At 73.4% G+C, this 11,565-nt stretch carries 15 protein-coding genes; 8 read left to right on the top strand and 7 right to left on the bottom strand.

What is annotated here, in order from left to right; genetic code table 11:
• Positions 1–275: 275 nt before the first annotated feature.
• Positions 276–827 (bottom strand): hypothetical protein, encoded by a 552-nt coding sequence (locus tag ABZ885_RS16340; RefSeq protein WP_360188198.1) that lies wholly within the window; start codon positions 825–827, stop codon positions 276–278.
• 169 nt (positions 828–996) lie between these two features.
• Complete coding sequence (locus ABZ885_RS16335) at positions 997–1,695, bottom strand: TetR/AcrR family transcriptional regulator C-terminal domain-containing protein (RefSeq protein WP_360188196.1); 699 nt, start codon at positions 1,693–1,695, stop codon at positions 997–999.
• A gap of 148 nt (positions 1,696–1,843) precedes the next feature.
• Between ABZ885_RS16335 and ABZ885_RS16330 the strand changes: the two genes are divergently transcribed.
• Positions 1,844–2,362 carry a hypothetical protein gene (locus ABZ885_RS16330; protein WP_360188194.1) on the top strand — a complete coding sequence of 173 codons (519 nt, stop codon included), beginning with the start codon at positions 1,844–1,846 and terminating at the stop codon, positions 2,360–2,362.
• A gap of 78 nt (positions 2,363–2,440) precedes the next feature.
• Here the strand turns inward: ABZ885_RS16330 and ABZ885_RS16325 are convergent, their stop codons facing one another.
• Genes ABZ885_RS16325 through ABZ885_RS16315 form a run of 3 tightly spaced genes read right to left on the bottom strand, consistent with a single transcriptional unit; the run spans position 2,441 to position 3,332 of the window.
• Entirely contained in the window at positions 2,441–2,731 is a 291-nt protein-coding gene (locus ABZ885_RS16325; protein ID WP_360188192.1) for a hypothetical protein, read from the bottom strand.
• A complete protein-coding gene (locus tag ABZ885_RS16320; protein ID WP_360188190.1) occupies positions 2,728–2,964 on the bottom strand; it encodes a hypothetical protein in 237 nt (78 codons plus the stop codon). The genes ABZ885_RS16325 and ABZ885_RS16320 overlap by 4 nt, the downstream gene beginning before the upstream one ends.
• A complete protein-coding gene (locus tag ABZ885_RS16315; RefSeq protein ID WP_360188189.1) occupies positions 2,961–3,332 on the bottom strand; it encodes an ATP-binding protein in 372 nt (123 codons plus the stop codon). The genes ABZ885_RS16320 and ABZ885_RS16315 overlap by 4 nt, the downstream gene beginning before the upstream one ends.
• Before the next feature lie 319 nt (positions 3,333–3,651).
• On the opposite strand from ABZ885_RS16315, the gene ABZ885_RS16310 reads away from it, so the two are divergent.
• The 7 genes from ABZ885_RS16310 to ABZ885_RS16280 all read left to right on the top strand — a co-directional run bounded on the left by ABZ885_RS16310 (position 3,652) and on the right by ABZ885_RS16280 (position 9,919).
• Positions 3,652–4,500, top strand: a complete 849-nt coding sequence (locus ABZ885_RS16310) for a helix-turn-helix transcriptional regulator (RefSeq protein WP_360188188.1) — start codon at positions 3,652–3,654, stop codon at positions 4,498–4,500.
• A complete protein-coding gene (locus ABZ885_RS16305; protein WP_360188186.1) occupies positions 4,497–4,715 on the top strand; it encodes a DUF397 domain-containing protein in 219 nt (72 codons plus the stop codon). The genes ABZ885_RS16310 and ABZ885_RS16305 overlap by 4 nt, the downstream gene beginning before the upstream one ends.
• 31 nt (positions 4,716–4,746) lie before the next feature.
• Complete coding sequence (locus ABZ885_RS16300; RefSeq protein ID WP_360188185.1) at positions 4,747–5,637, top strand: phosphotransferase; 891 nt, start codon at positions 4,747–4,749, stop codon at positions 5,635–5,637.
• Positions 5,638–5,831: 194 nt separating this feature from the next.
• Complete coding sequence (locus ABZ885_RS16295; protein WP_360188183.1) at positions 5,832–7,187, top strand: biotin/lipoyl-binding protein; 1,356 nt, start codon at positions 5,832–5,834, stop codon at positions 7,185–7,187.
• A complete protein-coding gene (locus tag ABZ885_RS16290; protein WP_360188181.1) occupies positions 7,187–8,005 on the top strand; it encodes an ABC transporter ATP-binding protein in 819 nt (272 codons plus the stop codon). The genes ABZ885_RS16295 and ABZ885_RS16290 overlap by 1 nt, the downstream gene beginning before the upstream one ends.
• Complete coding sequence (locus ABZ885_RS16285) at positions 8,002–9,213, top strand: ABC transporter permease (RefSeq protein WP_360188179.1); 1,212 nt, start codon at positions 8,002–8,004, stop codon at positions 9,211–9,213. Before ABZ885_RS16290 ends, ABZ885_RS16285 begins: the two co-directional genes overlap by 4 nt.
• Positions 9,214–9,229: 16 nt before the next feature.
• Positions 9,230–9,919 (top strand): hypothetical protein, encoded by a 690-nt coding sequence (locus ABZ885_RS16280; RefSeq protein WP_360188177.1) that lies wholly within the window; start codon positions 9,230–9,232, stop codon positions 9,917–9,919.
• Between the two features lie 150 nt (positions 9,920–10,069).
• On the opposite strand, the gene ABZ885_RS16275 is transcribed toward ABZ885_RS16280, so the two are convergent.
• Both ABZ885_RS16275 and ABZ885_RS16270 read right to left on the bottom strand, forming a co-directional pair.
• A complete protein-coding gene (locus tag ABZ885_RS16275) occupies positions 10,070–10,636 on the bottom strand; it encodes a DUF6529 family protein (RefSeq protein ID WP_360188176.1) in 567 nt (188 codons plus the stop codon).
• Positions 10,637–10,640: 4 nt separating this feature from the next.
• Entirely contained in the window at positions 10,641–11,213 is a 573-nt protein-coding gene (locus tag ABZ885_RS16270; RefSeq protein ID WP_360188175.1) for a hypothetical protein, read from the bottom strand.
• Positions 11,214–11,565 lie beyond the last annotated feature (352 nt).

Here is an 11,565-nt window from a genome sequence, read left to right as displayed (position 1 = left end):
TCCGGCGCCCACCGCTATCGACACCCTTGCTGTTCCCCTCTTTCCCTACCCGCCGCTCTGCCTCTCTGGGGCTCCGGCCGCGTGTGCCACGGCGCGCGCCGGCCGGATCGGCCCGGTGCCGGGCGGGCGCCTCCCCGGCTGTGCGGTGGGTGGTCGCGTCCCCGGTCCCCGGATGCCCGAGCGGGGCCGGGGCATCGCCGCCCCGGCCGCCCCCGCTGCGTACGGGCCCGTACGCAGGAGGGGCGACAGGGGTACGGGAGGGGCCGGGGCCGGTGTCAGCCGCGCGCACCGGAGCGGCGGCGCAGGAGGGCGAAGCCCAGGACGCCGGCGCCGACGGCCGCGACGGCGCCGCCGCCGGCCAGCTTGAGGCCGGAGGAGTCGGTCGAGCCGGAGCCGTCGCCGGCCTGGGCGGCGCCCTTGGGCACCGCCCGGACCTGCGGGCTCGCCGTGGCGGGGCCGGAGCCGGAGCCGCCTGCCGGGGCGGTGGCCGGGGCGGCCTCGGCGGCCCATGCGGTGGGGGCGGGGGTCGCCGGGCGGGAGACCTTCGGCTGCGGGACGGCACTCGGAGCGGCGCCCGAGCCGGCCTCGGCGGCCCATGCGGTGGGGGCGGAGGTCGCCGGGCGGGAGACCTTCGGCTGCGGGACGGCACTCGGAGCGGCGCCCGAGCCGGCGGCCTGGCCGGCGTCGGGGGCGGCCGGTGCGGGCTTCGGGGCGCCGTCGGCCCAGGCCTGCCCGCCGGAGAGGGAGGTCAGCAGCGCGGCCCCGGTCAGGGCGCAGACGGCCAGCACACGGCGGGCGGGCGAGCTGTGGGTACGGCTCCTGGTCATGCGGTGTCACTCCTTCGTCGGGACGCGGGCCCCGGCCGGGTCGGCCGGTGCGTCGTCAGCGACGGTAGGAGTGCCGTGTCGCGGTCCCCGGCCGGTCGTGTCACGGCCACCCATCGGCTGCGTAACGACCGTCGGGGGCCGGCCGGAAGGGTCGGCCGCGCCCTGCGCGTCAGGCCGTGCCGGGGCCGCCGGGTGCGGCCGCAAGTTCGGCCTCCAGACCGGAGAGGAGGGCGCGGAGGCCGCGTTCGAGGGTCTGCCCGGGGCCCGCGGCGTACTCGGTCGCGGACGGGTCCTCCAGGCGGGCGCGCAGGCGGGGGAAGGCGGTGGCGACCTCGACGGCCTTGGCCATGGTGTCCTGCAGCGCCTCGTCCGGGTCCTTGCCGTCGCGGACCAGCCGCCGGTTGAGCGAGACCATCGCCGCGTCGGCGAGCGCGTTGCCGAGCACGTAGGTGAAGACGGCGGCCGCGACGGTGTCCGCGTCGGCCGGGGAGAAGCCGGCCTGCTCGTAGAGGGCGAGGCTGTGGTCGTCGAACCGGGCCTTGCCGGGGCCGTAGAAGAGGTGGGAGCCGAACGCCTGCACCAGCCAGGGGTGGCGGCCGAACATCGCGTGCAGCTCGACGGCGAGGCCGACCGCCGCGGTGCGCCAGTCGGCGTCCCCCGGGGCGGGCGGGTCGATCTCGTGCCAGACCTGGTCCCCGGCGAGCACGACGAGGTCGTCCTTGTTCTTGACGTGCCAGTACACCGCGGTGGCGGCGCCGCCCAGGCGCTTGCCGAGGCTGCGCATGTTGAGGCCTTCCAGGCCTTCCTCGTCGAGGAGTTCGACGGCGGTCCGGACGATCTGTTCGCGGGTCAGGGTGTCGCGTGCCATGGGCTCACGATAGGGCGCGCAGCGCGACTTGCACAAAGTTCAGGAACCTACTTGCACAGTGTTCAAGTCGAGCGCTACCTTCTACTTGCACTTAGTTCAAGAAACTGGGGCGCCGGAGCCGGCGCACACGTCCGAGGGGGAACCACCCGTGAGCGTCTTCATCACCGCCGTGCAGCTGTCCGTCGCCGCCGCCTTCGTCTCCATCCCGCTGGTGCGGTCCCGCTTCGGCGCCACCGCCACCGGGGCCGCGCACACCGAGCTGCGCCGGCAGGGCGTGCGGACCACCGTCCTGGAGGAGAACGGGATGCGCTTCGACGCGGGCGGCCACGAGACCTGGGCGCCGGTGTCGATCGCCGCGGTGCTGGCGGCCACCGCAGCCCTGAACGTGGCCGGGGTGTCGTGGGCGGGGGTGGTGAACTGGGTCGTCCTCGGGCTGGTCCTGGCGATCAACGTGGTGATCCTCTACAGCAACCTGACCGCCACCACCTCCGTGCAGGCCGCGTTCGCCCGCAAGGGCGACCCGGAGCTGGCGCGCATCGACGTGGCCGCGCTGCTCAAGGCCGCGGAGGGCGGCTTCCCCCGCTGGGTGTGGGTGGTGCAGAACGTCCGGCACGTCATCGTCTTCGGCGGCGCCGTCCTGGCCCTGGCGGCCACCGCCCTGGCCTGACGCCCGGCCGTCCGCACGGGGCGTCGGGCAACGGCGAGGCCCCCGCCCCGATGGGCGGGGGCCTCCGCTGTGCCGTGCTCAGGTGCGTATGCCGTGGTGGGGGTCGGGGTCGGGGGCGGTCGCAGGGCCGGTCTCGGGACCGAAGTGGCCTGCCTGGCGGGCGATCCAGGCGTACTCGCGGGTGCCGTCGGGGAGTCGGCGCAGGTCCCAGCGGCCGTGCCGGGTGATCGGGGGCGGGGGCGCGAGGGTGCGGTGGCCCTCGTTGACCCTCAGGGCGGTGACGACGCCGAGCGCCACGGTGGCGAGGGCGAGCGCGAGGAGGGCCAGGAAGGCCGCGCCGACGAGGAACTGGGCGGTGCCGGTTCTCATCGGTGGATTCCGATGACGCGGTGCCCGAGGCGGGCGGCGAGGCCGTGGAGGAGGTCGTGGGCCTGGTCGCGGGTGAGGGGGACGGCGAGGTGGTCGCCCGGACCGGCGTGGACGTCGAGGTCCACGGCGATGCGGAGCTGGAGGGCGGCGTCGGGGACGGGTTCGACGGTGAGGTGGGCGGCGGTGGTGCGCTCGGTGTGGACGGCCGGGGTGGCCGTCGGGGCGGGGATCACGCGGCGGCGTCCAGCTCGAACCAGACCGACTTGCCGCCGTGCTTGCGGGGGTTGGCGCCGAAGCGGTGGGTGAGCGAGCGGACGAGGTGGAGGCCCCGGCCGGAGAGTTCGTAGGGGTCGGAGGAGGTACGGGGCTCGGGGAGGGCGGGGCTGTCGTCGGCGACGGAGACCCGCAGGGTGCGGTGGGGGAGCAGGACGAGGACGACGGTGGGGGCCGGGCTGCCCCCGTGGCGCCACGCGTTGACGAACAGCTCGCAGAGGGCGAGTTCGGCGTCGTGGATGAGGTCGTCGGGCCAGCCGGCGACGGAGAGGACGTCGCGCAGCTCCTCGCGGGCGGCGGACCAGTCGGGAGGGTTGAAGGCACGCATGGGGAACCTCCGGATGGGGTGGTGATGAGGTGGATTCGTCGTTGACCGGCGGAATCGTCGCCGTGAGCCAGGCCAGAGCGGGGCTGGTTGATGCCGCGCGTGGCTGCTCTGCGGTGCGGGGGCAGCAGGCGCCTACTGCCCGGGGAAAAGGCATTACTGACGATCCGTCGGATCGGCTGTGATGACGACCATACAGCACAGGTATCACCGGTGATACTTGCTGTGGATGGATTCACCCGTCCGTGCTAGCCGTATCCCGAGGTGGACCGGCGTGAGAGCAGCGCGGCAGACTTGGGCCACCCTGGCAAGGAAGGAAGCCATGCCGCCACGACCAAACCCCACCCTCCGTCAGCGTCGTATCGGTGCCGAGCTGCGAAAGATGCGCGAGGCTGCCGGCCTGTCATCGCCGAGCCTGAGCCGTGCTCTGGGGATCGACAGAACCCAGGTCAGCCAGATGGAGTCGGGAAAGGTCGGCCTGAGCCGGGAGCGCCTGCAGTCCTTCGCTGCGGCATGCAAGTGCATGAACCAGCCCTTGGTCGAAGCCCTGGAGTCGATGATTCAGGAGCGCTCCAAGGGGTGGTGGGAGGAGTACCGCGGAACCATCCCGGACGGCTTCCTCGAAAACGCCGAGCTTGAGAAGGGATCGCGCGAGCTGATGATGTGGGTGCTCACCCACATCCCCGGGCCGTGCCAGACCATCGGCTATGCCGCGGCGGTCTTCGGACGGCTGATCCCCCAACTGCCGCGCCACGAGCTGGAGGCGCGGACGGCGTTCCGGATGCAACGGAAGACGGATCTCCGCCGTGACCGGAAGCCGCTGACCGCCTTCGTGTATGAGTCCGCGCTGTGGACGAGGTTCGGCGGCACGCAGGTCCTCAAGGAACAGCTCGGGTCCCTCCTCGAAGACTCCGAACAGTCATGGACGACCATCCGAGTCGTCCCGTTCGACGTCGAAACCTTCCCGGGGGCGGTCGAGAACCTCACCTACGCATTCGGCTCGGTGCCAGAGCTGGACACCGTCGAACTGGAGTCTTCCCGGAGTTCGATCTACCTCGATGCCGCGAGCGAGCTGACCAGCTACCGCACGATCTTCGCGCGCACCGAAGCGTCAGCCCTGAGCGAGAGCAAGTCCCGCGACCTGATCCGCAAGATCGCACGAGAGCTGTGAGAGGCCGAGCATTGAACACCGATTGGCAGAAGTCTTCTTTCAGCGGATCCGGCAACGACTGCGTGGAGGTGCGGACCGTTGACGGGGTGATCGAGCTCCGTGAGTCGGACGACGGCGAGGTCGTCGTCCGCACGACGCCGCTCAAGTTCGCCAAGTTCCTCCAGGGCGTCAAGGCCGGCGAGTTCGACCACTTCACCGCCGACGGCGACGAGTAGCGCATCGTTCCGGCAGCCCCGGGAGGCCGGTGTGAAGCGGCGGCTGACGTGGCAGGAACTGCCCGAGGCGGTGCGGTGCGCGGTGGCCGGCCGGGCAGGCGCCCCGCCGCTGGCCGTGGAGGACGTGCCGTTCGGGCTGTCCAGCCACTTCGCCGCCGTCCTGCACTTCGCGGACGGCCGCCGGGTGTTCTGCAAGGGCATGGAGGACGGCCGGGACGCCCGTCTCCAGTGCCGTGTCGAGGCAGCCGCCAATCCGTACGTCGCGTTCACCTCCCCCGCGCTGCTGTGGGACGTGAGCGCGTCGGGCTGGCGGCTGCTCGGCTTCGCGTACGTGCGTGGCCGGATCGTCGACCTGTCTCCGGGCTCGCCGGACCTGCCGGCGGTGGCCCGGGTGCTGGCCGGTGCCGCGGACCGGCTCACCCCCGCGCCCGAGGTCGGCACCCTGCCGCTGTCCGAGCGGTGGGCGCGGTTCACGGCTTGGGAGCAGCTGGCTGCCCACGATGCCCTCGATCCGTGGGTGGCCGCACGGCTGGACGACCTGCGGCTCTGGGAGAAGCGCGGTCCGGGGGCCGTGGTGGGCGACACCCTCGCCCACTGCGACCTCTCCAGGTACAACCTGCTGGTGGACGCCGGGCTCGGCGTCCACGTCGTGGACTGGGCACGCGCCGGCCGCGCGGCGTGCTGGGTGGACACGGCGTTCATGGTGCTGCGGCTGATCGGCGAAGGGCACACTCCCGCCTCGGCCGAACGCTGGGCGCGCACGGTGCGGGCGTGGGAGGCGGCCGGCGCGGAGGACGTCACCGCCTTCGCCGTCGCCACCGCCGGGATCCGTGCGGTGAGGGCGGCCCGTCCCGGGGCTCCGCCGCACCTGGCGCTGCTCGCGGCGCACGCCCTCGCCTGGTGCCGTCACCTGCTGGGTTGAGGGGCGGGATCGGCTCCGGGATGGCTGGGGGTGGCTGGGAGGGGGCTGGGAGTTCGGGCAAGGGTTGACCGGGCGGGAGGCAAGGGGAGCGCCCGGGGTGGGCGTCGCATGGGGGAATGTCCGGGTTCGGGGGGTCAGGGTTCTCCCAGCCGGGGCTCAGGACTCCGCAAGAGCGCCCGGCGAAGCTGTGCGGCATGAAGGTGCTCCCGCGACGGCGTGGTGCCGTCCTCCTGAACTCCGCGCTCGGCGTGGCCCTGGTGGGCGCCGCGGCCCTGGCGTACACGACGCTGGACAGCGGTACCGAGAAGGCGGCCGGCAAGGCCCAGGTCCGTACCGCGACGGTGGCCAAGGGAACGGTCCTGGCCACGGTGTCCGGAACCGGTGCCCTGGCCTCGCCCACCGACGCGGCGCAGGACTTCACCACCGGCGGGAAGCTGACCGCCGTCAAGGTCGCGGTCGGCGACACCGTGACCAAGGGGCAGGTGCTGGCCACCGTCGACACCACCGCGGCCCAGCAGCAGGTGGACGCCGCGAAGGCGGCCCTCACCACGGCCAACGCCAACCTCGACAAGGCGGAGGCCGGGGTCACCACCACGACCACCCAGCAGATCCCGGGCAGCGGGCAGCCGTCCGGGGGCGCCGGTGGTGGGGAACGCGGAGCGGGCGGGAGCAGTACGCCCGCTCCGCAGACCACCACGATCACCACCACCAAGGTGGACGAGGCGGCCGTCGCCCAGGCGCAGCAGCAGGTCGCCACCGCGCAGACCACCCTCGCCAACGCCCAGGCGGCGCTGTCCGGCACGACGCTCACCGCGTCGGTGGACGGCACGGTGGCGTCCGTCACCGGCAAGGTCGGCGACACCGTCGGCGGCGGCACCGGCACCACCTCCGGTACCGCCAAGTCCTCGGGGAGCAGCACGGCGTCGAGTGCGCCGAGCGGCTTCATCGTGCTGACCAACCCGACCGGGATGCAGGTCACCGCCAACTTCTCCGAGCTGGACTCGCTCAAGCTGAAGAAGGGCGAGGCGGCCACCGTCACCCTGAACGCGCAGTCCGACACCAAGCTCAACGCGACCGTCCTGTCCGTCAGCCCGCTCCCGGCGAGCAGCGGCGGCACCGGCGGCGCGGCCGCCGTGCAGTACACGGCGACGCTGCAGATCACCGGGGACACCAGCAAGCTGCGGACCGGCCTCAGCGCGACCGTCGCGGTGGTCACCGGGGAGGCGGACAACGCGCTCTCCCTCCCCACCGCGGCGCTGGCCGGCACCGGCGCGAGCCGCACGGCGACGCTCGTCCACGAGGACGGGGCGACCGAGCGGGTCCAGGTCGGCGTGGGCGTCGAGGGCGACACCACCGTCCAGGTGCTCTCCGGGCTGAAGGAGGGCGACAAGGTCGAACTCGCCACCACCAGCGGCACCAACGGCTTCCCGAACGGTTCCTTCCCGGGCGCCAACGGCGGCCAGGGCGGCCGCAACGGCGGCGGCGGCGCGGGCGTGGCCGGGGTCGGTGGCGCCGGCGGCGGCAGCGGCCGGAGCGGCGGTAATCGCTGATGGCGCGCCAGATCCCCGCCGTCGAGCACGGATCGGCACCGCCCCCGGTGATCCAGATCCGCCGCCTCACCAAGGCCTACGGCCACGGCGACGCCACCGTGCACGCGCTGCGCGGCCCGGCCGACCCGGTCACCGGGGAGCCGTCGGGCGTCGACCTGGACATCGAGCAGGGTGACTTCGTCGCGGTGATGGGCAGTTCGGGCTCGGGCAAGTCCACCCTGATGAACATCCTCGGCTGCCTGGACGTGCCCACCGGCGGCCGCTACCTGCTGGACGGCATCGACGTCGGCCACCTGGACGAGCAGCAGCTCTCGCTCGTCCGCAACCGCAAGATCGGCTTCATCTTCCAGTCCTTCAACCTCGTCCCCCGCACCACCGCGCTCGCCCAGGTCGAACTGCCGCTCGCCTACGCGGGCGTGCGGGCGGCCGAGCGGCGCCGCCGGGCGCTGGCCGCGCTGTCGCTGGTCGGCCTGGCCGAGCGCGCCGGGCACCGGCCGAACGAGCTCTCCGGCGGCCAGCAGCAGCGCGTCGCGGTGGCCCGGGCCCTGGTCACCGCCCCCGCGATGCTGCTCGCCGACGAGCCCACCGGCAACCTGGACAGCCGCTCCACCGAGGAGGTGCTGGCGATCATCGACGGCCTGAACGCGACCGGCCGCACGGTGGTGCTGATCACCCACGAGGACGAGGTCGCGCTGCACGCCAAGCGGGTGATCCGGCTGGTCGACGGCGCGATCATCAGCGACGTCCGGCAGGCCCCGGTGGACGGTCCGCCGCCCGCGCTGCGCCCGGCGGCCGGAGTCCGGGGGGTGCTCGCGTGATCCTCTGGCAGATGCTCCGCTTCGCCGTCGGAGGCCTGGCCGCCAACAAGGTGCGCTCCGCCCTGACCATGCTCGGCGTGCTGATCGGCGTCGCCTCGGTGATCCTGCTGCTCGCGGTCGGCAACGGCTCCTCGGTGGCGGTCAAGGAGTCGATCACCTCGCTCGGCACCAACTCGCTGACGGTCACCTCCGGTTCGTCCTTCGGCGGCGCGCGCACCGCGTCCTCCGCCAAGAAGCTCACGCTCGCCGACGCCAAGGCGCTGGCGAGCGACCCGGACGCGACCGCGATCAAGTCGGTCGCGCCGGTGGTCACCGCCAGCGGCACCGCGCTGTACGGGGACATCGCGTACAGCCCCGGCTCGATCGTCGGCACCTACCCGGCGTACTTCGAGACCGCCAACCAGAAGGTCGCCCACGGCGAGTACTTCACCGCCGACGACGTGCTCGGCTCGCGCAAGGTCGCCGTCCTCGGCGCCACCACCGCCAGGCAGCTGTTCGCGGCCGCCGACCCGGTCGGCAAGCAGATCACCGTCGGCGGCACCCCGTTCACCGTGGTCGGCGTGCTCCAGGCCAAGGGCGGCACCGGCTTCACCGACCCGGACGACGTGCTGATCGCGCCGCTGCCGACCGTGCAGAACGCCTTCACCGGCTTCGGTGCGGTGAACCAGATCCTGGTGCAGGCCACCTCCGCGGACACCACCACCGCCGCGCAGGCCGAGATCACCCGGGTGCTGCTCGGCACCCACGCGATCGCCGACCCCGCCAAGGCGGACTTCCGGATCGGCAACCAGGCCTCGCTGCTCTCCGCCCGGGAGTCCACCACCAAGACCTTCACCGTGCTGCTCGGCGCGGTGGCGGCGATCTCGCTGCTGGTCGGCGGGATCGGCATCACCAACATCATGCTGGTCACCGTCACCGAGCGGACCCGGGAGATCGGCATCCGCAAGGCGCTCGGTGCGCCGCGCGCGGTGATCCTCGGGCAGTTCCTCACCGAGTCCACCCTGCTGTCGGTGATCGGTGCCGGGCTCGGCGTCCTGGCCGGGATCGCCGGCGCGCACTTCAGCATCGTCGGCATCAAGCCGGTGGTGATCCCCGAGTCGGTGCTCGGCGCGTTCGGCATCGCCGTCGCCATCGGGCTGTTCTTCGGCAGCTACCCCGCCAACCGGGCCGCCTCGCTGCGCCCGATCGACGCCCTCCGGCACGAGTGACCAAGGACCTGCAGACATGAGCAACGAGATCGAGCCGCGTACCCCCGCCGAGCAGGTCGGCCTGCTCTCCACGCCGCCGGACTCCCGGGACGTCACCGCCGAGCTGGCCGCGCCGCCGCGCCGCAAGCTGCCCTGGCTGACCCTCGGCCTGGCGGGCGGGGTGATCGCCGCGTCGGCGTTCGCCGGCGGCGTCTGGTACCAGCAGGGCCACGGGTCGAACGGCTCCGGCGGCTCCGGCCGGGCCGTGGCCGCGGGCGGGCAGCAGCAGGCCCGGCCGGGAGCCGGGGCCACCGGCGGCCCCGGGAACGGCGGCCGTCGCAACGGGCAGGGCGGCCAGGGCGGCCAGGGCGGTGGCCAGGGCGGTGGCCAGGGTGGTGGCCAGGGCGGCTTCACCCGCGGCACCGTCAAGGCCGTCGACGGCACCACCGTCTACCTCACCGACGCCAACGGCAACACCGTCAAGGTGACCACCGGCGACGCCACCAAGGTGCAGCTCAACAAGGAGGGCAAGGTCACCGACCTACAGCCCGGCCAGAGCGTCACCGTGGTCGGCACCCCGGACGCCAACGGCGGCTACAACGCCACCCAGCTCGTCGAGGGCGCCACCGGCTTCGGGGCCGGCGGCGCCGGTGGCGGCGGCTTCGGTGGCGGCGGCAACCGCGGCGCGGCCGGCGGCGGTGGTACCCAGAACTCGTCCGGCGGCTGACCCCGCGGTCCCGGACGGCCCGCGAGGCCCTCGCCCCGGACGGGGTGAGGGCCTCGCACGTCCCGGCACGGCTCGTCGCGGTCGTCGGGGTGCGGCATCCCGGGCGCGCGAGGACACGGGGGCCTGGTCCGGCCACCCGGCCGCCACGGCTCACAGGCCGGGGACGCGGTCGCCGTTCAGCTGCCAGAGCGCGGCGGTGTACCAGAGCACTGCGATCAGGACGACCAGGGCGCCGCCCGCCGTGGGCAGTGCCCAGCCGGGCAGCCGGCGGTGGCGGACCACGACGACCTTGGCGACGAAAGCGCCGTAGAGGAAGCACCCGGCGAGCGAGTGCAGCGCGACCCGACTGTCCGTCAGTTCGACGCCGTAGGCCGTGAGGCAGTGCTGGGCGATCGGGAGGGAGAGCAGGAACGCCCCCAGACCGACCAGCCGGTGCCAGGTCCGGACCGGCCGGGGTGCGGCGGCCAGACCGGGTAGCCGGCCGTACATCCACAGCGCCAGCACGAGCTGGACCAGTGCGAGGCCCAGGAGGGCGGTGCCGAGCTGGGCCTTGAGCCGGTTCGCGTCGTCGAAGCGACGGCCGAAGAGGCTGCTCGCGTAGTCCGGGGTGTGCGCGCGGCCGTACCAGTAGAGGCCGGCCGTCACCGCCACCGGCAGCAGTGCCCACAGGAGGCCGGAGGCCCGCCGGGGGCGGGACTCCCGTTCGACGCCGCCCATCCGCTCAGTCGCCCTCGACCTTGTCGCCTGAGACGTTGACCACGTACCACTTGGCACCGAAGGCACTGGACTCCTCGCCGTTGGTGTCGCCCTGCGCCTTGTCACCCTCGAAGTAGTACAGCGGGTGGCCGTTGTAGACGACCTGGGTCTTGCCGTCCTTGCGGGTGGTGGTGGTGAGCTTGGCCTGGTCGGCGCCGTTCGCGGCGGTCGGAGCGCCGGTGGTCAGAACGGGCGGCCAGGCGGTGGCGCAGGCGTCGTAGCAGGTCGAGGTGGGCGAGGTGTCCGCCTCGAACAGGTAGAGCGTCCTGCCCTGGGAGTCGACCAGGATGTTCGGGTACTTGCCGATGGTGGCCGCCGCGACCACGGTGCCGGCGCCGGTGGCGCCGGGGGAGGGGCTTTCGCTCTGCGCGGAGGTCGGTGAGGCGGTCGGACTGCCGGCGGCACTGGTCGCGGCGGTCGCCGCCGACGTCGTGCTCGCCGGAGTCGTCGACTTCGTGCTGCTGGAGCAGCCGCCGCACACGACGGTGATCGAGGCGACGACGGCGACCGCGGCGGTCACCGTGCGGGCGTTTGTCATGGGCTTCTCTCCGGGCGGGTGGGAAACGGATGCCATCACTTCAGCGCGAACGGGTCCGGCCGTTTCACCAGGCACGCCAGCGGGCGGGCGAGGAGGGCCGGCTGTTAACCCCGATGGCCGACGCGGGACGCCGGCCCGACTCACCGGGCGACGGGGCGACGGGGGAAGCGATCCTCCGGGCGGCGGGCTTCCCGGGTCGTCCCCGCCCGTGCGCACACCACCCAGCCCGGCGCCGGGCCTTGTCACCCCGAAACCGACCGATAAGGTGTTAATCCAACCTTCATCGATGTCGCATAGCCTCCCCGGGCTAGCCTCAAGCTGAACTCCATCGTCCGACCGGGAGGCGGAACCC

Source organism: Kitasatospora sp. NPDC047058 (assembly GCF_040643935.1).
In the GTDB taxonomy this organism is placed as follows: Bacteria; Actinomycetota; Actinomycetes; order Streptomycetales; family Streptomycetaceae; genus Kitasatospora.
This window is presented reverse-complemented; position numbering and strand designations above follow the sequence as displayed.